The sequence below is a fragment of the Pseudoalteromonas sp. McH1-7 genome, assembly GCF_013366255.1.
Classification (GTDB): domain Bacteria; phylum Pseudomonadota; class Gammaproteobacteria; order Enterobacterales; family Alteromonadaceae; genus Pseudoalteromonas; species Pseudoalteromonas peptidolytica.
Map to the genome: position 1 here is coordinate 47,219 of NZ_JABWPQ010000023.1, position 24,709 is coordinate 71,927.

Annotated in this window: 14 protein-coding genes; 11 read left to right on the forward strand and 3 right to left on the reverse strand. The window is 43.7% G+C overall.

Annotation, left to right across the window (positions count from 1 at the left end; genetic code table 11):
* Nucleotides 1-289: 289 nt before the first annotated feature.
* The 4 genes from HUZ36_RS16180 to HUZ36_RS16195 all read left to right on the forward strand — a co-directional run bounded on the left by HUZ36_RS16180 (nt 290) and on the right by HUZ36_RS16195 (nt 6,088).
* Nucleotides 290-1,639: a sigma-54-dependent transcriptional regulator gene (locus HUZ36_RS16180; RefSeq protein ID WP_176033401.1), complete on the forward strand. Its 1,350-nt coding sequence runs from the start codon at nt 290-292 to the stop codon at nt 1,637-1,639.
* A complete protein-coding gene (locus tag HUZ36_RS16185) occupies nt 1,617-2,888 on the forward strand; it encodes a sensor histidine kinase (RefSeq protein ID WP_147388975.1) in 1,272 nt (423 codons plus the stop codon). Before HUZ36_RS16180 ends, HUZ36_RS16185 begins: the two co-directional genes overlap by 23 nt.
* A gap of 61 nt (nt 2,889-2,949) precedes the next feature.
* Complete coding sequence (locus HUZ36_RS16190) at nt 2,950-3,186, forward strand: hypothetical protein (protein WP_125250737.1); 237 nt, start codon at nt 2,950-2,952, stop codon at nt 3,184-3,186.
* Between the two features lie 91 nt (nt 3,187-3,277).
* Nucleotides 3,278-6,088 carry a TolB family protein gene (locus tag HUZ36_RS16195; RefSeq protein ID WP_176033402.1) on the forward strand — a complete coding sequence of 937 codons (2,811 nt, stop codon included), beginning with the start codon at nt 3,278-3,280 and terminating at the stop codon, nt 6,086-6,088.
* 78 nt (nt 6,089-6,166) lie between these two features.
* On the opposite strand, the gene HUZ36_RS16200 is transcribed toward HUZ36_RS16195, so the two are convergent.
* Nucleotides 6,167-7,966, reverse strand: a complete 1,800-nt coding sequence (locus HUZ36_RS16200; RefSeq protein ID WP_176033403.1) for a PKD domain-containing protein — start codon at nt 7,964-7,966, stop codon at nt 6,167-6,169.
* Between the two features lie 386 nt (nt 7,967-8,352).
* Nucleotides 8,353-9,510, reverse strand: coding sequence for a tetratricopeptide repeat protein (locus HUZ36_RS16205; RefSeq protein WP_176033404.1), 1,158 nt, complete (start codon nt 9,508-9,510; stop codon nt 8,353-8,355).
* 213 nt (nt 9,511-9,723) lie between these two features.
* Between HUZ36_RS16205 and HUZ36_RS16210 the strand changes: the two genes are divergently transcribed.
* The gene (locus HUZ36_RS16210) at nt 9,724-10,338 is read left to right on the forward strand and encodes a PQ-loop repeat-containing protein (protein ID WP_147388978.1); all 615 of its coding nucleotides are present in this window, start codon (nt 9,724-9,726) and stop codon (nt 10,336-10,338) included.
* A 135-nt stretch (nt 10,339-10,473) separates the two neighbouring features.
* Here the strand turns inward: HUZ36_RS16210 and HUZ36_RS16215 are convergent, their stop codons facing one another.
* Entirely contained in the window at nt 10,474-12,978 is a 2,505-nt protein-coding gene (locus HUZ36_RS16215) for a zinc-dependent metalloprotease (protein WP_176033405.1), read from the reverse strand.
* 262 nt (nt 12,979-13,240) lie between these two features.
* Here HUZ36_RS16215 and HUZ36_RS16220 point away from each other — a divergent pair, with 262 nt between their 5' ends.
* From HUZ36_RS16220 to HUZ36_RS16245, 6 genes are all read left to right on the forward strand, one after another.
* Nucleotides 13,241-14,482, forward strand: coding sequence for an efflux RND transporter periplasmic adaptor subunit (locus HUZ36_RS16220; RefSeq protein WP_176033406.1), 1,242 nt, complete (start codon nt 13,241-13,243; stop codon nt 14,480-14,482).
* A 10-nt stretch (nt 14,483-14,492) separates the two neighbouring features.
* Entirely contained in the window at nt 14,493-15,197 is a 705-nt protein-coding gene (locus HUZ36_RS16225; RefSeq protein WP_125250832.1) for an ABC transporter ATP-binding protein, read from the forward strand.
* 10 nt (nt 15,198-15,207) lie between these two features.
* Nucleotides 15,208-17,595, forward strand: coding sequence for an ABC transporter permease (locus tag HUZ36_RS16230; protein WP_176033407.1), 2,388 nt, complete (start codon nt 15,208-15,210; stop codon nt 17,593-17,595).
* Nucleotides 17,595-19,979: an ABC transporter permease gene (locus HUZ36_RS16235; protein ID WP_176033408.1), complete on the forward strand. Its 2,385-nt coding sequence runs from the start codon at nt 17,595-17,597 to the stop codon at nt 19,977-19,979. The genes HUZ36_RS16230 and HUZ36_RS16235 overlap by 1 nt, the downstream gene beginning before the upstream one ends.
* Before the next feature lie 237 nt (nt 19,980-20,216).
* Nucleotides 20,217-21,386, forward strand: a complete 1,170-nt coding sequence (locus tag HUZ36_RS16240; protein WP_125250728.1) for an efflux RND transporter periplasmic adaptor subunit — start codon at nt 20,217-20,219, stop codon at nt 21,384-21,386.
* Between the two features lie 15 nt (nt 21,387-21,401).
* A complete protein-coding gene (locus tag HUZ36_RS16245; RefSeq protein ID WP_176033409.1) occupies nt 21,402-24,557 on the forward strand; it encodes an efflux RND transporter permease subunit in 3,156 nt (1,051 codons plus the stop codon).
* Nucleotides 24,558-24,709: the final 152 nt, after the last annotated feature.

Sequence of the window (24,709 nt, forward strand, 5' to 3'; positions counted from 1 at the left end):
AGTGGTGATGCCGACTAGGTTTCCTCGGTGAAAAGTAGCTCACTTAACTAAGCAAATAACTGAGCAACCTGAATTCGGGATAATAACTTGAACTCTAGCAGCTGTTACCTCTTACTACAGCGTTAAATTTGTTTAGCTATTGACGCACAAATTTGCTTTGTATCAAGAAAGAACTGCGAGCTAGCGTGATATTACATCTTTTGAGCTCAGGTTCAGTAAATTGGCATAAATGAAATCTTTGCGGAGTAACTTCGCTCCGCAAAAGCAATAAAAGAATAAAAACTCTGCTATGGAAAATCCGACCATCTTGGTTATTGACGACAACGCTGAAGTTCGTCTAAGTGCTGCATTTTTTTTGGAAGATCAGGGTTTTAATGTAATTGAAGCCGACACACCTGAGCTTGCTAAAACACTCATTACTAAACACAAGATTGCCCTTGCGCTGTTAGATATGAATTTTGCTCGCGATACCACCTCGGGAAATGAAGGTATTGCTTTTTTACAGTGGTTACAGTCACAGCACATTACGCTGCCGGTGATCTGCATTACCGGTTGGGGGAATGTGACCTTGGCTGTATCTGCAATGCAGCTTGGTGCGTGTGACTTCATCGAAAAACCATGGGATAACCAGCAATTACTACAAGCAATACAACAACAACTCACCATCACGGCAAAGCAAACGAATATCATGTCACAGGTGCCTACTACCTCAGAGTTCCAGTGGCAATCTAGCGTGATGCGCTCGCTGTATAAGCAGCTTGAAAAAGTTGCGAAAACACAGGCGCGAGTATTATTGACAGGACCTAGCGGAACTGGAAAAAGCCATTTAGCTCACTGGTTACATCAACACTCTGAGCGAGCTCAAAAACCTTGGGTGGAGGTTAACATGGGCGCTGTACCTGCATCTTTGTTTGAGAGTGAAATGTTTGGTCACAGTAAAGGTGCCTTTACTGATGCAAAACAGCATCGGGTAGGGCGCTTTACGATGGCACAAGGTGGAACATTATTTCTTGATGAAATAGTGACGATCCCACTACCGTTGCAAGCCAAATTGTTACGCGTTTTAGAAAATGGCAGTTTTGAAGTCGTTGGAAGTAGTCAAACTCAACAAGCGGATTGCAGGCTCATTTGCGCAACTAATGCCAATCTTGAGCAGATGGTTAGCGCCGGTGAGTTTAGAGAAGACTTATTTTACCGTATTAATACCATAGTGATTGAGGTGCCACCACTGGCTGAACGACATGGGGATATCGTACCGTTGGCTGAATTTTTTATTGCCAAGTACAGCCAGCAATATGGTGAACCTGTAAGGCAATTAAGCGATGAAGCTAAGGCGGCATTGGTAGAACATACTTGGCCGGGTAATATTCGAGAATTGAGTCACGTGATAGAGCGGGCAGTGTTGATGGCTGAAGGTGGTTATATTGCGCTAAGCGATTGCCAATTACGGTTTAAACATGCGCCTTCAATCGTGCCGAGTGGTTCTGGACAGACTTTACAACAAGTCGAGCGCGATATGATAGAGCAAGCGATGCAGCGCGCTCAAGGAAACGTCGCCGTTGCGGCTAAAGCCTTAGGGTTAACTGCTTCTTCGCTTTATAGGCGGTTAGAAAAGTATGGCCTTAAAACTGCTAACTAGTGCCGAACAGCGGCTCAACTGGTATTGTACCGTATTAACCCTAAGTTGCTCGATACTTGTGCTGCTATTACTTATTCAGTCTCCATTACACATCGTATGGGTCGGGGTGATAGTATCGAGTGTCTTTATCTTGTTAAGCGCTTTACAACTGCGGGTGTTATCCCATTGTCGGCGTATTATCACACGTGCCAATTGGCAGCTAGAAGCCATCGCACAGAGCGACTTTACTCAAACAATGAAGCCCCACTATAAAACAGGTGTGGTTGCTGAGTTTGAGCAACGGCTATTGGCACTAAGTACTCAGCTTCATACTCAAAAGCGTCGTTATCATAGCCAACAATTTATTATTTATCAGCTAATTGACAGCTTAAATACGCCCATTTTAATGTTTGATGATAACTTGAAATTGGCGTATGCCAATGGCGCTTTTTCGTCACTTTATCATCGTCCATGGCAAGAATGTAAAGGCGTAAATGTCACTCAATTTGGACTAATGCAGCAGGATGGGCATTGGCAGTTTCGAGATCCCACAAAACAGTCGCGATGGCAGCTACACAGCAGTGAATTTTTTCAAGAGGGTAAGCAGTTTTCTTTATTGGTGGCGTTAGATATTACCAAAGCTCTGCGTCAGCAAGAGCTGGCCGCATGGCAGCACCTGATCCGAGTTATCAGCCATGAAATCCATAATAGTTTGACACCGGTGAGCTCTTTAGCGCAAACGTTACTGGCTAAAGCACAGAATGATAGAGATAAACAGGCGCTGAGTGTGATCGGTCAGCGTTGCCAGCATCTACGGCAATTCGTTGGCCAATATGCAAAAGTCACACAAACGCCAGAGTTAACCCGAGAGCCGATCTCTGTGAAGATGTTGCTATCGTCGGTGGCAGCCTTGTTTGAGTCAACTGACATCGAAGTAAATTGTACTGTGAGTAGCTTACAACTAGATAAAGCGCTGATTGAGCAAGTATTGATTAACCTAGTCAAAAATGCCATTGAGGCATGCACAACAGAGGCACAATTAACGTTAAAAGCGTATTACCAGCAGCAACAGGCCGTTATTGAAGTGCTTGATAATGGTCCTGGTTTTGCTAATTTGGATAATATTCTTACACCATTTTATTCGACCAAAGCTGCTGGCCAAGGCATTGGATTGACTTTTAGCCGTAATATAGTGGAGCTACATGATGGACAACTGGTGTGTGAAAATACAGAGACAGGTGGACAAGTAAAAATGATCTTTTCTATTTGATAATAATTATCATTAGCATATAATGAATGTTGTCTTCGAAATCTCAGCAAGGAGCTTTTATATGCTATTCACCTACCTATTGGCTTGTGCATTTATGTTTGTCGCGAATAGTTACTCCAAGTCTTGTCAACCTCAAGGGCAAACCAAAGCGAAATGTGCGGTGCTGTTAAGCGCAACTTTGATTGCGGCTGCAAAGTGGCAAGCTGGGCTAAGTACGACAGTGATATTTTTTGTATTTGCTGTTTCTCTGGGTGTACTCAGCCTGTTTATAACGCTGGCACAGCCACAGCAACAATAACGAAACTTAACGACTAACAAGTATAAAAATCACACTTTTTCTCTCAATATCTTGATAAGCTAGTCATAATCTAAGCGTTTTAGGACAGGTTATGCGTGCTCTACTCGTCGTATTAGTCGCTGTGGCAAATTTTGGTGCACAGGCTCAATGGCTAACCATTAAAACTGATAATTTTAATGTCCACTATCCCCGTTCATTGCAACACTGGGCCTATTCAGCGGCAAATGAACTAGAAATTGTAAGAGAGAAAGTGCTAGCCCAGCAAGGGAGGGCATTGGATGAGCGCGCTGATGTGGTGATCTATGACCCTCATAATGCGGCAAATGGCTTTGCGTTACCTAGCACAGATAAACCAATGATGGCACTGCTGGCAACGCCTCCCCAATCCGATTCCTTTATCGCAAACAACACGAGCTGGCAACAGCTTTTGATTTTGCATGAATATATCCATTTGGTACACCTTTCTCAGCCGAGCCGCAACCTGTGGCGTCAGCATCTGCGTGATTGGCACGATATTACTGACTTGCTGGATGCAGTACTACCACGCTGGGTGAGTGAAGGGTATGCCACTTTGTTGGAGTCAAGACTAACGGGTCGTGGACGGCTGTACGACAACTACAGTGAGAGCGTTGTGCGCTACTATGCGCAGCAGGGTGCATTGCCGACTTATGGTGCGTTAAACAATGGTGATAAATCTTATCTTTCTAATTCTATGGCGTATTTAGTGGGTGTACGTTTTTTAGCATGGTTGGAAGATAATTATGGTGCGCAGACTCTCGATGCGGTATGGACAAGAGTGCAAGCGCTTGAGTCTCGTAATTTTGAAACTGCTTTTCGAGGCGCGTTTGGAAAATCTGCCAATCAGTTATATCGACGCTTTGTTGTTGAGTACAGTTATCAAGCTATGCAGCAAGAATTGGCACTGCCACCAACAGCAAGCCAGTTGTGGCAGACGTTTTCATTTGATGCCAGAGATATTGTGTTTTCGCCGGATCGAAGCCGGTTCTTAGTGGTAGAGCAAGACCATAACCGTCGAGTGACACTAGGGATTTATGAAGCTAAAGACAATGACGAAGCTGCTGAGCAATTCAACATGCGCAATCAAGCCATCTTGGCTGCTGATCCAGAAGACGTACCGGATATTAAACCGGAAGTCTTTCCAAAAAAGCGTCTTGCACAATTTAATTCTCATAACTTTGGTGGGATCTATCACCCACAATGGCTCAATGACAAGCACATTTATTTTGTCGCAAAAACACCAACTTCAGAGCATACCTTCGTCAATGATTTGTTCTTGTGGCAAAGTGATACAGGTGTATTAAAGCAGCTAACCCGTGGTGCTGGTATTCGCCGTTTTAGTATTATTGATGCGAATACTATCATCGCTGAGGTATCGCGTCAGGGCTATTCTCAATTAATGAAAATAGCGCTGGATTCTGGCGAGCTGACTCCGATCACTACAGCAAAACTTGGTGATGTCTATGATTTCCCTGTATTAGTTGAAAGTAACTCGACATTAGCCTATTTGCGCGTGTCTCCAAATAAACGTTGGCAGCTGGTAGTTGAAGATCTTACAGGCAATTTAATTGATATTGTCTATCTACCAAAGCAGCACCAATATCTAACGGCATTACATTGGTCAGGCGATGAACATAAACTCTATTTCATCTCAGGGCTTGAAGGTCATATGAAAGTGATGCGTTATGATTTGTCGAGCCGCAAACTTGAAACCTTACCGAAAAACGCAAAGCCACTCAAGCAAGTATTGGTACACTCTCAAAAGGTATTTGTTAGTTATGCGGCTCCTGATGGCGTCAAATTGGCGCAAATTGTTTCACCGCGTTGGCAAGTCGTTCGGGTATCGGAGCCCGTCGATAATGCTGAGCGAAAAGCGCAGCATAAACATCAACTACCACCTGCGAAAATAGATCAAACAGCACACGAGGCCGTGGCGTATTCGGCATCTGAACAGTCTTACTCCATTGCTTTATCCGGTGCACTACACAGCGCTGCCTTTGACAGTGTTGGCGTGGCATTAAAAGGACAAGATGTGTTGAGGCAGCTTTCATGGCAGTTGGGGATTGAGAAAAGCATTAATAATGGAGCGTTATTGGGAGGGTTTGCTCAGCTTGAATACCATCAACATAATTGGAAAACAACGCTAGATGCGGGGTATCAAGATCTCGCACCGGATAAGCAATCCAATGCAATATTAGGAAAGGGGAATGAAGCTCGCTTTAAGCAATTTGCGCTCACATCTAGCTATCGTTTTGGTGACATACTCAATAATGTAACGCCTGAATTTGGTGTAATTCGGATACAACAGGGTGACACTGTTTGGAACGGCAGCCGCTATGGGGCAAACGGCAATTTGGTTTGGGATGCACAGCAACATGGTACTGCGCTGCATGTATCTGCTAGTCAATGGTTGGGAGAGCTAAATGGCTTTGATTACCAAGTAAACTTATTCGCAAAAGCGTGGCATATTCCTTTCTATGCTTCGGTTGATAGTCGTTATAGTAATAGTCTCCCTATTTCACTTGGCGGTGGTCAGTTGACAAGTACCTCAGTTAGTCACGGTTTGAACGCCATAAGTGAGCCAATGTTACCTTATTTGTTTGCCACAGGTAGTCGCTATTTGGGTTACGAATTTGCGACCTCATGGCAGCAAGGTAGACCTAAATTATTCTATAAGCAGCATCAAGTTGATAGTAGCGTTATTGGGCAAAGCTACGGGATAAAAATGCAATCATCATTATCAAAAACCGTGTTAGGCAGAGCCGCAAATTTTGCCCCTGCGGGTTTAACCGATCTGTATTTTAGTGCTGGTATTGGTCGCGTAGAAGGGCATAACATGGCAAATGAAAACCGAGTTTGGCTCGGAGTTTGGTACGAGTTGTAGTCAAAAAAGCGGGGGCAAACCCCGCTCTATGTGCTTTACACTGCAATTTATACCAGTTTACAATTGTAACTAACGGTATTAGTTGTGGTCTGCGACAATTTGTAATCCTGAGTATGCGTTGTAACCACGGATCATCACCCAATAACGACCAGCCCCTTCATTTAAATTGCAAGACTCATTGTTACCGTAGCGGTAAGGTCGACAAGTCCAATTGCTGGTAGTTGGCTCTTGACCTTTGAGGACATACAGGTCTGCATCACCTGTTCCGCCACTAATATTGAAGGTCACTGTATTTACCCCCGCCGGTGCATCATAGTAGAAAAACATCTCACTACCGCTGCTTCCCGACAAGTTGCTTTTTGCCACACCTTTGAAAAGCTTTTGCTCTTCACCTGGTAGGCTCACAGTTACTTGCTGACTAGTTGATGCCGTTGCACCAGTATTGTCCGTTATCGTGAGCTCAACATTGTAGCTACCCGAACCTGTAAAACTGTGTGATGCTTGCGCACCTAATGCAGTTGCACCGTCACTAAACTGCCAACTATATTGTGTGATGGCACCATCGGGTGAGCTGGAACTTGAACCATCGAAACTACACGAAAGGTCAGTACAGTTATAGGTAAACAAGGCGATTGGTGTGGGATCGGTTGTGCCATTATCCCCAACCGGGATCTGACCACCGAAGTGGCTAGAAACTTGCGGCCAGATCAGGCTAATTTTGGCACCTTTGTTAGTACAGCCACCTAAATGGTGCAGTGCGACAACATTGTTAGTTGCAGCTGCCAGTACTGGAGAGCCTGAAGAGCCACCAATAGTGTCACAATAATAGCCGATATCTGTGCCCGCTCCCCTACCATTGGCATTTGCTTGGTTCACAGAGCAAAGGCCGCTATTGTCTTGGTCTGACTCAATTGACAACTCTTTTGGATTGCCAGAACCGTGTTGTGGGATATAAATACGTTCGCCTTGAGATGGGTTGCGCACATCAAGCCCAAAGTAGCCAAACGGCTGTGCTTTGGCGAAATCATTAATGGTGAAAAGCGTATAGTCTAGGGTGTAATCTGTTTTTAGGAAGTCTTTACCCGTCACTTTAACGACCGTTTCACGTTGGCTTCCATTACAGCTTGTGTTTTGATAGTTAAACCAGACCTCAGTATTTGCCAGCTCTGATGCAGAGCCAACACAGTGATTATTGGTAAACATGCGGTTATCAGCCCCGACACGCCAACCCGTACATAAGCCACTACCATTCATTAATAGCCTAGCCACAGGACGTGAGCGCTCAAACTCCACTGGGTGTGACTGCGCCCAGCACTGTACATCTTTACGCTCCATGGCACCACAGGTAGATAGAGTAGTGACATCGGTTGCACTCTCAAGATAGTTTTGACCTTCAACACCATGATAGTAAAAATCGATCTCAGGGATTTTATCGGTTTTACCTGCACCTGGGATATACTCAACGATGACCTTATCAGCAGACACCGACATCGCTGAAAATTGTGTTATGCCATCATCAGATATCGTAGGGTCGATGGTGGCAGCACGAAGATTGTCTTGGCTGTAAGCGTAGTATTCGGCATTGTTTTCTGAACGCACAATGAGTTTGCCACCTTGTTCAAGGTTCAGGTTTTTAAAGTGTAGCTTGATATAACTGGCGCCAGGGTGGGAGACTGTCTGGACAATTGCAGCTGAAGCGTTAGCTATGCTGGGACTTTGCTGCGATACGAGTGGTAAATGTAGATCATACTTCTTACCAATAGTTGCTTTACTCACCTTACTGGTGTATTCCATCATTTGGTTTTCTGTTAATGGTGCCTGCGCCATTGCCAGACCAGAGGCCAAACCCAATACGGCAGTAATCATTTGTCGTTGCATTGTTATTCCTTTTGAGTGTGATTAGCGTAGATTGCTTAGTGGGTGATTGGTCATTGCGAGCCATTTGGTTTTATACCAATTAGCCTTAATACTTGCTCTGTTTGAAGGAGTTAACTGCGTAAAAATTTCTAACTTAGAGCAACTAAGTAGCGAAATTTTTATCTTGCCGATAGCAGGACGCGGTAGCGGTGTTATCGACAAGAGTTTCTCGCCTCAAAATAGACTACGTAATTACGGTAACTGGTATAACCTACGTGCACTATAGCGCACAAATTTAGCGCGTTTTTTAAACACCCATACACCAAAGTAGAAACGACTGTGTGGATTGTAAAGTTTTTATTTACAAAATATACAAATAATTTACCTTGTGCATTGATAATATTGCTTTATTGCATCATCAGTTGCGTTAGCATGTTTTGTTTCGCGCTATAAAGTGTTTTTTTGTATGTTTCTCTGGACTTATTAATTGCCTGATCAAAATATACTAATGCCGCTTGAAGGTTACCTTCTAAATAAGCGATTTTACCCAGCTCAGCATGGATCTCAGGCAGGTAGTGGTAGTTTAATAGCAGTGGCTCAATGAGCTTTTTAGCCTTGCTATAGTTTTGCTTATCAATATAACTCGAAGCCAGAGTTAGTGTGTCAAAAGGAGAGGCAGGACTGCGCTCGAGTTGTGCCAAAATAGATTCTCTCAAGGCGGTTTGATCCGCAGGTATATAGTTTAAATAATTAAGAAGTAGGTTAGTGCTAGTAAGTTGCTGCTGTGCTGCGTAGGCGTAAATTTGTTTTGCACGTACTCTATCGCCTACGTGTTTGTGTAACAGCGCGGAAATGTTAATTGTTTCTGGATCATTGGGTGCATACTCAAGTGCTGCCATCAGTAGCGAGTAAGCTTTGTCATAGTCTGCTGCTAATAAAGCTGAAACAGCCAAGTTGGTATAAAACTTCGCAACCAGATCTGCATAGTTTGCATTGCCAGAAAACACACTGTCTTGATTGGGAAAATAGTCAATAATGGTACCCGAAGAAAAAAATATCATACTATCGTTTTCTTGCTCTCTTGGGGTGATCAATTTGGTTTTAAAATGGCTGGAGGTCAGGACAAAGCTTTTATTTTTTTGGTAAACAGGGTAGCTATCAACTTTAGCATAACTGGTTTTTATCCCTAAAACATTGGCATAAGCTTGAGATACAATTGCTAACGAAATACAGTTTCCTGAGCGTTGTGAGAGGGCATCTTTGGCGATAAATGTTGCGCCATCATAGCTAAAGTCACCAATCTTATTTTGTAAAAAGTTACCGAGTAACTCATCTATGGTGATGTCACTATTTTTGTGTTTTTCTACATATTGCCACAGTGCTTGCACTTCACTCTGCGGCAGTGAAAAGATAGCTTGCTCTGATACTACAGGTTGAGGAGTGAATAATGTGTGATTAAATAATGAGGCAACCGTCATACTTGGTTTATCAGCTGTAGAAGAAGTCGGTGTTGAGCTACACCCGAGCAGTCCAATCGCGGTAAGTACTACAAATAGCCATTTCATTGTGAGTTCCCTGTATTTATTTTTATACGCCTGTATTTTAACCTTGCCAACACACTCAATACTGATCTCGCCATCATTCTTGTATTTTAAAAGTTAGCTCTTAAAATGCGCGCCTTCAAAAAATAAAACCTTAAAAATCATTATTTTACTGTTTTTTAGTAAAGGTTTTACAGCACTTTAACTTAGCAACATTTTATACATTTGGAGTTTGCATTGAGCGAGTATTTACCGATCGTTTCCTCTTTCGTTTTGGTTTTAAGCTTTATTCCTTTGATTGGGAAAATCCGTAAAAATCGCAGTGCGTCAGGTGTATCGCTGTTGATGATGAGCTTTGGTGTTGCGCAAAGCACTTACTTTATTGCTTACAACGTCTTTTTTGAACGTTTCTTTATGGTGCTGCCTTTTGTGGTCACTGGATTACTAAGTGCTTTAATTTTATATTATTTTATTCGCTATAATGCAAGCACCAAACAGCGTAATCAACTTGCATTGTTACTGGGTGCATCGGCGTTGCCATTTACATTATTAATGATTACCAATTTGGCCGCATCGGTGGTATTTGAAGCGCTCACTTATCTTGGCCTGGTTATGAGCTCTATTCGTGTGATGCCACAAACATATAAAACGCTAAAAAGTGGTGATGTTTCTAATTTAAGTGCAAGGTATTTTTCTCTGCAATTCTTGGCTGGTGGAATAGGACTAGCGGCGGAGTTGAGCCTTGCTCATGTCAGCGTGGCACATGTGATGATGTTTGTGATGATCTTACTTACTAATGCGGCTCAGCTTGGCTGCATCCAATATTATCGCTCTCGCCCAGCATTGGCTTGAGCGATGTAATACCAGTTAGCGTTAAAATTGGCTGCTAGAAAGGCATTAATTATCCGAAGCTCAGGTTATTTAGAGCAACTAAATAGCAAAATAAGAGCGTAGCAATCGCCACGCTCATTTCGTTCTAAATCGCTATTACACTTCTAACGCTTTAGTGATTAAGCGATCAAGATACGCTTTGTGTGCTTTCGTCGCTTGATCAGCGCCCCATGAGGTGTCCTTGTCCAAAATAAGTTGCAACTGATACAGCGCAGCTGATTTTGCCAAATTGTCGTACTTACTCGCTTTCGTGAGACCTGCAACTTTAATAAGTCGATTTACATACTCAATTTGTAGGTTGCGGCTTAGTGTTGTTGCATGCTTGTCATCAACAAAAATAGCAGCACTAAGATCATTTAAAAACTCGTTAAGGCTATACTGGTTACCGTAGTAGGCAGAGTCACTGATACGCTGTAACACGTTTGCGTGGAGCACTTGATCAAGCACTGACTTTTGCATACCTAGTACCATTTTATGCACTTTTGGATCTTCGTTCTTACCGTAGTGATTAAAACCGCGACGCTGAGCCTGCATATAGTTGTATAATGGCTGCATGTTTTTTAGCACGTTAGGTGCAAACACCATGTCTTTTAACGCCGCCATTGCTGCTTTTTGACGCGCTTGTGGCACTGGCATGAATGGCTTAGTGTCATTCTCAGTACCAACTACTTGACGTTCAACATATACCCCACCAATTTGACGAGAGATAACTCGAGCTTGGCCGCTGTACTGGCTAAACAAGATGTTAGCTGAGGTTAATAGTTGCTGATGTGACTGGCCTGAGACTCTCGCTTTATCTTTTAGCTCAGTGAATAGTTGGTTGATCAGTGTCATACGATCTACACCATACGTCACTGGGTCTGATGATAGATCCCCAATCATGACTCGAGGGTCTATATGACGTCCAGGTGCACGCATATCGTCAGCATCATTACCAAAAGCGAGGGCATGTTCACCAGAGCGAGATAGAATCTTTTCAAGTCGTAGTTGTTCTTGCGCTTCATCTTGTAGTGCAGGGCTATAACCAAACTCTATCGCCCAATTATCATATGGACCTGGTTTCGTTTGGAAAATATCACCTTGTTTCATTCCCACAGGCGCGATGTTTGCTGGTGCATAGTCCATCACCGAGCCCGTTAACACCCCTTGTGTTTTTGATGCGTCATGGATCTCTTTTGGTCCCCACAAAATCGAAGACTTCATATTGTGATTGAGTCCTAAGGTGTGGCCAACTTCATGTAGGATCAGTTGCACTAGACCTTGACGTAACATTTCTTTACGCTCAATGTCTGCGCCTGTTGCTAGGCTGGCTGTCATTAATTGGCCTTGCATCTCATGTCCCAAAGAGCAGTGCAGGGCATGATGCTCGGGATCTTCGCTTTGGCTTGCTTGCCCCTGTGAGTACAGAGAATCGTAGATCCAGCGGTTACGCATGAATACATACTCTAACATGATGTCTGAACCAAGAATTTGACCTGTTAGTGGGTGTGCAGTAGCAGGTCCATAACCGCCAAATGGTGGGCGAGGAGAGGAAGTCCAGCGCAACACATTATAATTGATGTCTCCTGCATCCCAGTCAGCGTCATCAGGTTGTACTTTTACGACAATAGCATTTTTAAAACCAACTTTTTCAAACGCACTATTCCAAGCCAATACCCCTTCTCGAACAGTATCTCGCCACTCAAGTGGTGTGGTATTTTCTATCCACCATACAATCGGCTCTACTGGTTCTGAAAGCGCTGCATTTGGGTCTTTTTTCACGAGATCCCAACGTTTGATCACATCTTTGTAAGGCGTCCAATCTGGAGATGTTTGCACATCAAATTGATTGGTGAAATATCCGATACGGGCATCATCGTAACGCGGTTGATAGTCATTCTCTGGCAATGCAACAAAACTGTGCTGAACTTTTAATGTCACAAAACGAGGGTCAGTAATGGCATTTGAGCCTCTGACTTTAGGCTCTGGGTTGCTAAATACATAGTCGACGACGATATCTAGATTATTACTGTAAGGACGGTGTTTTACGATCCGTGATTTCTTCGCATCTAGCTTTCCTAGTGCGAACCGTTTACTGGCATTTTTATCGTTAGCACGTTTCCACGGAGAAACTTTATGAAGAGACTCGCTTAAAAATAGCTTGTCAGCTTTAAATAAAATTTTATCGTCTTCTGCTTTTTCAATCTTAATGCTCGCCAATACTGCTTCACTGATATTCGCATCACTAGCATTAGCAATGGCTGAGTTATGATCAAAGACAAAACGAGGAGTTTTACTGATGATATCAATGCGATCAAAATGTCTTCTAAACTCAATCAGCTTAGTTTCGCGGTAACCACCACGGTAGTGACCGGCATCTGTGACGCCATCAACGGTATGTGCAAAATATAGAAATGGGGTATTGAGCTGAGACGCATTCAGCTGCATCAGGTATTCACCTGTTTTGTTGTCTTGATAAAGTGGAAATAACGCATCGATACTGGTTTTATTTTCAATCAGCGAGGCGATGGTTTTCTCTTCTTCTTTTTTGTCTTTTTTAGCGAAGCTAGGCGCGCTGGCAAATGTCAGAGCGAGCGCAATACTCAATGCTGTTTTTCTCATGTTGTTAGACCAAAAATTATAAAAATTTGAGTGTACCTAAAACATTTTGTGATGTCAGAAACTCTAGTCCAAATGAATGTAACAAAAGATAAATCGCCCTGTAATCAACACAACAAATCCGCTCCGATTCCGAAATAGGTGATACGATATCGGAGATTACACTAGGCCTTGAGTTATAGTTTTAATTTAAGTTTTTGATATATATGGGTATTATTTTTTGGCACAGTTTTCGCTCCTAACAGATGGTCTGTAAGGAGGGAAAATGGATTTAGTTAAACCAGCAAAGCCTAAGAAAACCAAATTTTATGTCATCGCGAGCGTTGTGGTGAGCATCATCATGTGTCTTGTTGTGTGGCAGTTGCTTGACTCTAAACATCGCATAGCGCGCAGTGAGGTGCTTATTGCACAGGTGCAACAAGGGCCACTGAATTTATCGGTGGATAGCTTTGGGAAGTTACGTAGTGCGCAGCAGCACTTACTAAATGCACAAACTGCCGCCATTGTAAAAGCGCTCTACCATAAAGCTGGTGCGGTTGTGGAGGCGGGCGAAGCCATTGTTGAATTAACTAGTCCAGACCTTGATTTGCAAGTACAGCAAGCGATGCAAGCATTGCGTCAATCAAAGACAGGGTATGAGCAGCTAGCGCTCTCACAACAAAGAGAATTGCTCAATGAACAAACTCTGTTGACGCAAAAACAAGGAGCGTTAAAAACTTTGATACTACGTCACCGAGCGGAGCGAGACTTGGCCCAGCAGGGGGTTATTTCGGCACTGACGTTTGCCCAAACACAAACCAGCTTGAGCACCTTAGAGCATGAGATCACCATGCTAGAAAAGCGTTCACAGCAACTGGAAGCGCTACATACTTCAGCGCTTGCTTTAGCGAATGAAGAAATTGCCATTCGTGAGCAGGAATTACAAAACCTATTGGACAAACAGAAGCAGCTTGTTATTCGAGCAAGTACTTCTGGCATGATAGAGCGGATGCCTTTGGCGCTAGGGCAGCGAGTCAATGTTGGTGATATGGTGGCGCTTATCGGGTCAAATCAATCGCTTGTCGCTGTGTTATCTGTCCCGCAATCGCAAGTACGCTGGATTGAAACAGGTCAAGTCGTCACGGTAAAAATGCAAAACGATAGGGTAAAGGGCAATGTTATTCGCATTGACCCTGTGGTGACAGATAACACAGTGGAAGTCGAAGTAAGTTTGCCCAATAATTTGCCAAAACAAGCGCGTGCGCAGCTGAGTATTTCAGCGAGCATTGCCATTAAGCACATCAAAGACGCAATTTATGTGCAGCGACCAGCTAATGCCAAAGACAATCAAACTCACACGCTGTTCAAGCTAAACGGTAAACACACCGCTCACCCAGTGCCAGTCCAATTTGGTACTTCAACAGGAAAATATATTGTTATAGATTCTGGCGTCTCAGCTGGAAGCGAACTTATCATTTCTGACCTAGCACACCTTGCTAGCTTAGGTGAAACGATCTCATTAAATTAGGAATATCATGATGATAGTGCTAAAAAATATAAATAAAGTATTCGAAACTGAAGAACTTCAAACACATGCACTGAGAAACATCTCACTGGTCGTTGACCAAGGTGATTTTATTTCGATTTCTGGCCCTTCTGGATGTGGCAAATCGACGCTACTTTCAATTATGGGGTTAATTGAGCGCGCAACCAGCGGAGTATATTCCATCGGCGGTCACGATGTGACGTCATTAACACTCGATCAGGCTGCTGAACTACGTAATGAGCATATTGGCTTTGTATTTCAGTCTTTTAATCTCATTGATGAAATATCGGTGTTCGACAATGTGGCATTGCCACTAAAGTATCGGAGCAAGAAACTCACTAAGTCAGAAATAAAACAAAGCGTTGAGTCTTGTTTGCAAAAAGTTGGCTTGTCACACCGAGCGCAGCATACCCCAAATCAGCTTTCAGGTGGCCAGCAACAACGTGTAGCGATAGCGCGTGCGCTGGTAACTGAGCCAACGATTTTACTTGTCGATGAACCCACAGGTAACTTGGACTCAAAAAGTGGCGACCAAGTGATGCAGTTAATTGCTGAGTTACACCAGCAGGGCACCACAATATGCATGGTGACTCACGATCCCCGTTATGCCGATATGGCCCCTAAGCAGGTGAAGTTGTTTGACGGTGAACTGTTAGGTACCGTCGCATCAACACAGCCCTTAGATCAGAGTGCCTAGCGAGGGTGATATGAAACTAAAAAATTTATCTCAGTTAGGGGTATATCATGTTGGGGTGATAACCACGTTGAGCTGTGTGTTTATGGTTATGTTAGTGGCAATGGCGATGTTACATAGTTTGTACTTGTCTGCGTTGCCATACCCAGACTCTGAACGCATCGTTAAGCTGGAATATCCGATGTTTGATGAAAAAGGTGATGAAAGCAGCGAAGCTTTTAACTACCCCTCTTTGATGCACTTATACGAGCATAAACCAGAGTCAATTGAGCAACTTGCATTGGTACACTACGGTGAGCAGTTATTAACTTCGCATGCACACATGCCACGTGTAGAAACTGCTTATGTATCACCAGAGTGGTTTAACATTTTTGATATGCCATTGGCATTAGGACGCGCGATAACGGAGCCTGCAACCCAAAGCAATCCAGTTGCGGTGTTGAGTTTTGAAGCATGGCAGACACACTTTAACGGCGACCCTAATATTCTCAATACAACCGTCAAGCTTGATGAACAACAATTTACCATTGTAGGTGTGGTGGCACAGGATTTTACAGAACCTAACTTAAAAATGTTGTCCCACCGAACAGCAGTATGGCTACCTTGGCAATACAATTTAACCTCAGAAGAGGCTAAGCCTTATTGGTGGAATCGTTACCCATTAAATTTGATGGTGGGAAAGTTGGCACCCACGACAACACACCAAGAGGTTTCACTTTCTCTTTCTAATGAAATGAATACGTTATGGCAAAGCAAGGTGAGTGAAAGTGAATACTTTGCGGGGTGGAGTATCGGAGTCAGGGCGGTTCCATTGAAAACCATAATGCTTGGTAAATCTCCTATTTTGTTGGTTGGTATATTTGCCGCATCGCTCGGTCTACTCGCCATTGCACTGCTGAATATTTGTAATTTGTATTTGGCTAGACTCAGCCAGATCCAGCGAAAATTAGCTATTCAAGCTGTTGTTGGGGCCAAGGTAAAAGACATTGCATGGTCACAATGGCTGCCATTATTAAAGCTGTGTTTTGGCTCTGTGGTGATAGCCATAATTGTGGGCTATTTTCTGTGTGAGTTGCTACAGCAACAATTACTTGGTCTGTTACCACAAGCACAACTGATAACACTAACATGGCAAAGCGTTGCGGCGCTGTGCATGGTTGCGTTACTAACAAGTGGTTTGCTGCTAGGTGGTGGTATGTCTGCGATACGTTATCAGCGGTTGGCGAAAGTACTAAAGCAAAGTGGTAAAGGAAGCGCTGTGGTAGTCAGCAAGCGCGTACAAACATTAATGGCCATCAGCCAGCTCAGCCTTTCTGTCATGTTGATTTTCTTTTGTTTGCAAGTGGGGCTGTCCGCATTGAGTCACTTACAGCAGTCCTACGCGGTGGACTTAGAAAATAAGTATGAAATGGTATTGTATGCGCCAGACAGTATGTCCGCATCTGAATACCAACAGGTAATGCACCAAGCCAGTGAGGTATTAGCCAATTCACCTGAAGTTACAGCTGTCAGTCGTAGTCGCTCACCTATAGAGTTAGGTTCAGGAACTTGGTCACTCCAAGAAGTGACTACGCTTGAACGCGTGCACCCTGTTGGGCGAGTTATTGATAGCCAATACTTCGAATTTTTCTCGTTAGAATTATTAGAAGGGCGGTTTTTTGATAGTGAAGAGGTGCGCAGCGGTGAGCAACAACTCATCATTAATAAAACCTTTGCAGAGCAACTTGGTGGACAAGAGCAGGCACTTGGAAAGTTTCTCAGTTTCAATATTACAGATGACAGCGCCGCTTTTGAAATTATTGGCATCGTCGCCGATTTAGTCGAACCCGGAAAGCCACTGCAACCACATGTCTACAACGCGGTACTTGGCCAAAATAATATACTATTACAGACTACTATCCCGGTGAACAAAGCACACTTTTCAGCATTGCTAGCGCAAGTACACCCAGCTTTAAAAATATTTAGCTTTAAGTCTTTGGCTAAGCAGCGAGAGCAATATTTATTAACTGACACATTAGTAACCTATGGTGCACTGTTTCTATTTTCGTTGGTATTGCTTTTGGTTGTGGTCGGTTTAGCTGGTGTCTATCGCTATGGGCAGTCGCTCAGGTCTACTTATTACGCTACAAAGATGGTAGTAGGGGCTAAATTTCAAGATTTACGAATAGAAGTGCTGTATACCCATGTACAACATCTTGGCGTTGCAATTTGTATCGCGTTAGCTGGGGTTTTTTTGTTGTCTTGGTATTTTCAACAGCCCTTTTCTGTTGTCGACTTCATACTCGCTTCGATTGGCATCGTTATTACATCTAGTGTGTGCTTACTTACCTCGTTGCAACGTTTGCTGCGCATGCCTTTGAGTGTGCTCATAGATCAGTCTACCGCGACCAAGGAGGTGTAATGAAATATTGGCATGCACAACTCAGTCGAGCCAAACTTAACGTGGTTTTGGTCATCTTATTGAGCTTATCTTTTGCTGCGTTAATGATGAGCGTTGCGCTATCGTGGCACGCATATCAGCCTTTGCCCTACCCGCAAAGTGACAAGCTGATGTGGTTGCGTTCAGACATGGTAGATGACGAACAAAAAGTGGTCATGGCGCAAGCGATGTCTACGCCTGTCGCATGGCAATTAGCACAGGATAAACAGGTTTTTGAACAGGCCTCTGCGGTATTTTACAGCCAAGGGCTACTTCGAGGAGCGCTCGTTGAGCCCAAAGTATCGACCACTTATGTGCATCAAGAGTTTTTCTCCTTATTTGACATGTCGCTTAAACGAGGGCGGTGGTTTTCTCAATCAGATACATTAGGCGAAACGTTGAATGAAGCTGTGGTTAGCGAATGCTTTGCTCAGCAGCATTTATCCGGTGATGCGCTGATTGGTCAAACACTACAACTAGATGAGCGATATTTCACTATTGTAGGCGTTGCCGCGTGTGATGACCAAGAGCCTCAGTTATTTCAGTCTAATCAAGGTAGTGATGTTTTTCTGCCTTTTGCTTTGGCCATAGGGGAAGGTATCTCTGATCTGGATCATTTAGCAGTAAGAAGTGATGTGTTTCTTGTTGGTCGAGTACCAAAGAGTAAGGACGTTGAGCTACACCTTGCTGTGCAACAGGCAAACCTACAAAGCGCATTTAAGCAGGCGCAAATTCAGCAAGGACTACCTGGACGGGTTGAGCTTGTATTTGCCTTACAGCCATTGGTGAATAAACTCAAAGGCCAGTTAAAAACGACAATGCACTGGCTGACTTTTGCTAGTGTCGCGTTATTGTTGATTACGTTAGTGAATACTTTTTCGCTATACCTTTTAGATTTTAAATCAAAGCAAACACAACTGGCGCTAGCGATCACAATGGGTGCCAAGCGCGCTGACTTAAAGCGAGCACAATGGTGTTATATCGCGTTCATATTTTTACTGTCATCAGCGATTGCAGCGGTGATAGCGCAAGGGGGACTTGGACTATTTCGCGTTTGGACACAAGCGAGCTTGGCTCATGTTACATGGTTATCTGTACCATGGTGGAGCATTCTGAGTGTTATCGCTTTTAGTCAGCTATGTGCATGGGTATTTGTGTTATTAGCATTATCGCAAGTTTCATTTCGAGATATTCGTAGTCAACTCAGTGGCTCGGGCAAAGGACAAACCAAGCAATTACCAAACTGGGTTGGCCAGAGTTTACTTGGTACACAAATGGGCATTGGCGCCATTACGATGGGGCTAGCATTTTGGCTGCTGAGTTATTTTGGTGGTCAATTACTTACCCATAGTGGTTTTAACGCTGAATCACTTTATTTTGTTGAGCTACAGCAAAGTGACTATGCTCGGAGCGATGACGCTATACAAGCGAGATATAACCAAGCAAAGATCAATTTAGCAGCGTTAAATAATCACCCAGATATAGACAGTGCAGCGCTAGCAGCAGTCATTCCTCATGAATTTGTATTTTTAGAGCCATTAAGTCGCGGTGACGATGGTACTAATATGATAACGGCTTATTTACAGCTTATTGGTGAAAACTATTTTGTCACTACGGGTCAACGTTTTATTGCCGGTGGTGGGTTTAATCAAGATGACTTGAGTACAACAGATACTGGACAAAAGGTGATCATCAACCAAAAGCTAGCACAGATGTTGGAGCTCAATAGCAATGATGTTGGCACGACGCTATACGACAGGCATCAGCGTCCGATAAAACTAGTCGGCATCGTTGAGAATACCTTCAGTCATAGTTTACAAGTGCAACCACTTGCCTACCTGCCATTTAACTTTATCAACGGCAATATTATCGTGCGCGCAAAAGCGAATGCTTCGCTGGAATTAAACACGATAACTGAGCTTTATAAGGCACATAACCCAAGCCAGTCTATCTTGAGACTCGTAGACATAAAGGCGCGCATGCAGCAACTGAACAAATCCGCTATGTTGAGTTTTTGGGCAGGGTTAGCGATAGCTGTGGTAATGCTGTTTCAAGTCGTTGCGGGTATGTATGGCTTAATTGGGTATTTAGCTATTCTTAGTGCGCCTGTTTTTTCGATTAAATGTTTAGTCGGAGCCAAAGTCAGGGATATTTTAGTCGAGCAATGTAAAGTGCGCGCATATTTGATAATACCAGTGATGATCTGCGCATACATACTGTCTTTAGCTATAGGTCGCGCGTTTGGTATTTTAACTGCGCAGTTATGGATCTATATGATAGTTGCGTGCGTATTTACCAGTTGTATTATTTTTATACTTGAACTTTATCATGTTTCTCAACAAGCAAACCCCAAAGAACCCCAGTAGTTTGTAACTAGAACAGAAACTTTTTGTTATGAAATCTGCAATAGTGATACGAAATGTTGGCGCTGTAGGTAACTTGTAGCTTGGCGCTAATTGTTTGAAATAAATAAACAATACTCCAGGTTTCAGGCGCATTGATAGGAGGTGTGGGGAAGGTGTAACAGATTCTTACAAATGTCACATCCGAGAACGCGCTAAACTTGTTACTATACGGTCAGGAAATTATCAATAGGTACTGTCATGCAAGCTAAAACTCTAAAATGGATTCTACCCTTTACCGTGCTTATAGCCGGTGTTGTCGGCTTTAATGTCGTCAATGCGGTTGCTAAAAGTGAGCCTGAGAAACAAGAAGTTGATTCTCGTCCTGTTGTTGAAGTGGAAACCTTAGCCGCGCAAGATCATCAAGTGGTGATACAGAGCTATGGGGAAGTCAAACCGCTTGAAAGCACTCAACTGTCTATCCAAGTATCGGGAGAAGTAGAATACTGGCATCCGAGCTTTGTCGAGGGTGGTATAGTGCAAAAGGGCGAAGTGCTATTGCGAATTGAGCAAGATAATTATGAGGCTGCGGTACTCCAAGCGGAAGCTGAATTGGCACGAGCAGAAGCGCAGTTAATTGAAGAGCAAGCGCAAGCGGATGTTGCCGCAGATGAAGCGAGACGATTTCCAACCAAAAAACATACCGACCTATTCTTACGCAAGCCCCAAGTGATGAGTGCAAAGGCGTCAGTTAAATCAGCCAAAGCAGCACTACAACGCGCTAGAAGAGATCTTGAAAATTGCGAAGTTATTGCCCCTTATAATGCGTTGGTGGTGAATAAGCAGGTGGGCCTTGGCCAGTTTGTTTCTATGGGCAGCTCGGTTGGCATTTTAAATAATATTGAAACAGCGGAAGTTATTATTCCGATCGCGGGGTTTGATTCCGTATTTTTACCTGAGCGTGTATCTGGACTGGCAGCAACAGTTTATCAGCGAGGTGCTAATGCTTTTAGCCGTGAAGCTGTTATAGACAGAGACTTGGGCACGGTTGATCAGCAGACACGGATGAATAACTTAGTGGTGCGTATTGAAGACCCTTATGGGCTAACAACTGGTCAGCCAGCAGTGAAGTACGGCACTTATGTACAGGTTAGCTTTGCAGGTAAAACATTAAAGCAAATCTACCGTCTACCTCAAGAAATCGTGAATAATCAATCCGTTTGGTTGCTTAATCAAGACAACCAACTTGAGCCTCGAAAGGTGCAGGTGATCCGCGAAGAGGGTAAGTTTTTCTTGATTGGTGATGGCATTACGAGTCGCGACAAAGTAGTTATGACACCACCAGAGTACCCGCAAAAGGGCATGGAAGTAAAAGTAGCAGGCACGGATCAGTCAGCAAAGCCAAGTAGTAGTCAGCCGGAAAAGCTGTAACAGCAAGGAGCGACCATGAGTGATATAGAAAAAGCACCGCAGCGCGGGATTATTGCTTACTTTGCGAATAACCCTGTAGCAGCGAATTTGTTGATGGTTTTTATACTGATAATGGGCTTTATCAGTTACATGACTATTCAAAGGCAAATGTTTCCCAACTTCGAAATTAACTATGTGACAGTGTCAGCTGTTTATCCAGGCGCTTCTCCTCAAGAAATTGAGGAAGGTATCCTAGTTAAGATTGAGGAAGCATTAAAAGACGTTACCGAAATTAAAAAAGGGGTGTACCGTGCTGCTCGTGGTAGCGGTAGTGCGCAGCTAGAGATCTATAAAGATGAAGACCTCACCGAGGTTGAAGATAAAATTCGCTCTAGAGTCAACAGTATTGCGACGTTCCCTGCATCTATGGAGCCCGCTCAAGTACAGTTGGTGGAGTTTCGTCAAGATGTTGTGAATGTTGCCCTTGCTGGTAATTTGCCATTAAATGCGCTTAAGCCAATAGCGAAAGAGATTGAGGACGAGCTATTAGAGATCCCAACTATTTCCCTAGTTGACCGCTCAACACCTAACTACGAGATTGGCATCGAAGTGGACCCTGATGCGCTGCGTCGTTATAACTTAACTATCAGTGATGTGAGCAATGCTATACGTCGTTACTCAACTAACATTTCGGCTGGGCAAATTAGAACAGACTCCGGCATTATTGCGGTGCGTGTGGAAAACCAAATGTACCGTGGAAATGAATTTAGAAATATCCCCGTTAAAGTTGGCGATAATGGCGCGAAGATTTACCTGCAAGACATTGCAGAAATCAAAGATGGTCTTACCGAAGGCGAGTACTACTTTCGATTAAATGGTGAGAATGCCGTGTTCTTGTCGGTAAAAGCGACTAAAGACCAAAATATGATCCCAATCGCGCAAGCGGTACATAAATACATAGAAGAAAAAAACCAAACCTTACCTTCAGGTCTACGTCTTGAACCTATTGTGGATATGACGTACTACCTTAACGCACGATTAGAAATGATGAAGAGCAATATGCTGCAAGGTGCCCTGCTGGTTGCCATCATGTTGACACTTTTCTTGCGCTTCAAGTTGGCCCTTTGGGTGATGATTGGTTTACCTGTGTGTTTCTTAGGGGCGTTTTTGTTTATGCCAGCCCTTGGGATCAGTATCAATATTATCTCTTTGTTTGCCTTTATTATGGTACTGGGTATTGTGGTGGACGATGCTATTGTCATAGGAGAATCCGCCTATTCAGAGATCGAGCGCAAAGGTCACAGTGTAAAGAATGTGGTGATTGGTGCTAAGCGCGTAGCGACTCCAGCAACGTTCGGCGTATTGACGACGATTGCGGTGTTTGCGCCTATGCTGTTTTCTTCAGGCCCTGAAAGCGCATTTTTTAAATCAATTTCAGGGGTGATTATATTATGTTTGATATTCAGTTTAATAGAATCTAAGTGGATCTTACCTGCGCATATCGCCCACACTAAGATTAAGCCAATGCGTGCCAACAGCCGCCGCGCTGCGTTTAACAAAAAGTTTTTTGCCTTTGTAAATGGGCCTTATAAACGTTTTATTGAGCGTTGTGTTGAGTGGCGCTGGACTGTACTGCTGAGCTTTGTTGCGATGTTGGTGTTCAGCTTAAGTTTGGTGACTTCAAACCTTGTGCGCTTTATTCCGTTCCCGAAAGTGCCTGAAGACTATCCGAAAATAGAAATCACCATGAACGATAATGTATCGGATGAACAAACGATTGCAGCAATGCAGGCAATTGAGTTGATGGTACGTAACGTGGATAAAGAGATTGTTCAAGAGTTTGGCCAAGGCATTATCAAAGACGTATACGCTTGGAACCAAAGTCGAACTAAGGGCTCGGTACTTGCGACATTAGTTGAAGAGGATCTTAGACCATTTACAGCCTTTGAGTTGGCACGTCGTTGGCGTGAGGCGATGCCAGAAATTACCGCAGTAAAATCAATCATTGTATACGATAGTGTTGGTGAGCAAAGCGGTGGCGAAGGCGAATTTGGTTATCGCCTACTCGGCTCTGATATAGACACGCTTAATGCGGCTGGCAGGCAGCTTATAGCCATGCTGCAACAACAGCCTGGGCTATTTGATATTAGCTCAAGTATTGACCCTGCAAGCAAGGAAGTGCAAATAGCATTGAAGCCAGTTGCCTATGAATTAGGCTTACAACTTTCAGATGTTGCCATTCAAGTAGGCAATAGCTTCTATGGTGGTGAGGCGCAGCGCGTGATCCGTGACGGTGAAGAAATTAAAGTGATGGTACGTTACCCAGAGCTTGACCGTAGGGCACTTGCTTCACTCAAGCGCACTATCATTACCACCGCACAAGGTAAAGAAGTCATGCTTGGTGACGTAGTCGAATTTATTGAAAAGCCAGGGATCAACTATATTCGTCGTGAAGATGGGTTTAGAACCGTTTATGTTTACGGCAGTATTGATGAAGAGCTGATCGAGCCTGATGCTGTGGTGAAGAATATTGAAGACAACATTTTACCTGATCTGCTCAAACAGTTCCCTGGTGTTAAAACCAAATTGGGTGGCTCTGTTGAAGAGCGCCAAGCGCAAACCAGTGAGCAAATCCTCTTCTTCGCCGCGGGTATGCTGATGGTATATATCCTCTTAGCTGTGCCGCTGAAAAGTTACGCACAGCCACTGATCGTAATGTCGGTTATCCCATTTAGTTTAGTCGGTGCGCTGTGGGGGCATTTAATCTTTGGCTTAGATATGAGTACCATGTCGATGTTTGGCTTGGTTGCAGCCGCAGGGGTTGTTATTAACGACTCCTTGGTAATGACAGATTATATTAACCAAGCTCGTGCAGAAGGCGTGCGGATCAAAGAGGCGGTAGTTGAGGCCGGCTGTGCTCGCTTTAGGGCTATCACCCTAACATCCATCACGACCTTTGCTGGTGTGATGCCCATCATCTTTGAAACAAGCTTGCAGGCGCGTTTTGTGATCCCAATGGCTGTTTCACTAGGGTTCGCGGTGTTATTTGCAACGCTGATAACACTGGTGTTAGTACCTGCTTTATATCTTATCTTGGCCGATGTACAAGCTGCGGGTGCTCGTCTAAAAGGAAAAATCAGACGTAAGCCACTGACAGATGATGAACCACTAGACGAAGCTGAGATCCAGTAATTTAGTATCATTATTAGTCATTCAACAGGCCGAGCCATATAGCTCGGCCTTTTTGTTTACGCCTTATGTCTGCCTTGGAATTGCATGGAGAATTAAGCTGATTGATATTACACTGGCAAAAAATGATAGAAATTTAGGATGAACACTAGGTG

Excerpts from the sequence above, each read along its gene's own strand:
- HUZ36_RS16245 (WP_176033409.1), top strand. The coding sequence starts at position 21,402 with ATGAGTGATATAGAAAAAGCACCGCAGCGCGGGATTATTGCTTACTTT.
- HUZ36_RS16180 (WP_176033401.1), top strand. The coding sequence starts at position 290 with ATGGAAAATCCGACCATCTTGGTTATTGACGACAACGCTGAAGTTCGT.
- HUZ36_RS16225 (WP_125250832.1), top strand. The coding sequence starts at position 14,493 with ATGATAGTGCTAAAAAATATAAATAAAGTATTCGAAACTGAAGAACTT.
- HUZ36_RS16185 (WP_147388975.1), top strand. The coding sequence starts at position 1,617 with ATGGCCTTAAAACTGCTAACTAGTGCCGAACAGCGGCTCAACTGGTAT.
- HUZ36_RS16240 (WP_125250728.1), top strand. The coding sequence starts at position 20,217 with ATGCAAGCTAAAACTCTAAAATGGATTCTACCCTTTACCGTGCTTATA.
- HUZ36_RS16200 (WP_176033403.1), bottom strand. The coding sequence starts at position 7,966 with ATGCAACGACAAATGATTACTGCCGTATTGGGTTTGGCCTCTGGTCTG.
- HUZ36_RS16235 (WP_176033408.1), top strand. The coding sequence starts at position 17,595 with ATGAAATATTGGCATGCACAACTCAGTCGAGCCAAACTTAACGTGGTT.
- HUZ36_RS16195 (WP_176033402.1), top strand. The coding sequence starts at position 3,278 with ATGCGTGCTCTACTCGTCGTATTAGTCGCTGTGGCAAATTTTGGTGCA.
- HUZ36_RS16215 (WP_176033405.1), bottom strand. The coding sequence starts at position 12,978 with ATGAGAAAAACAGCATTGAGTATTGCGCTCGCTCTGACATTTGCCAGC.
- HUZ36_RS16190 (WP_125250737.1), top strand. The coding sequence starts at position 2,950 with ATGCTATTCACCTACCTATTGGCTTGTGCATTTATGTTTGTCGCGAAT.
- HUZ36_RS16220 (WP_176033406.1), top strand. The coding sequence starts at position 13,241 with ATGGATTTAGTTAAACCAGCAAAGCCTAAGAAAACCAAATTTTATGTC.
- HUZ36_RS16230 (WP_176033407.1), top strand. The coding sequence starts at position 15,208 with ATGAAACTAAAAAATTTATCTCAGTTAGGGGTATATCATGTTGGGGTG.
- HUZ36_RS16205 (WP_176033404.1), bottom strand. The coding sequence starts at position 9,510 with ATGAAATGGCTATTTGTAGTACTTACCGCGATTGGACTGCTCGGGTGT.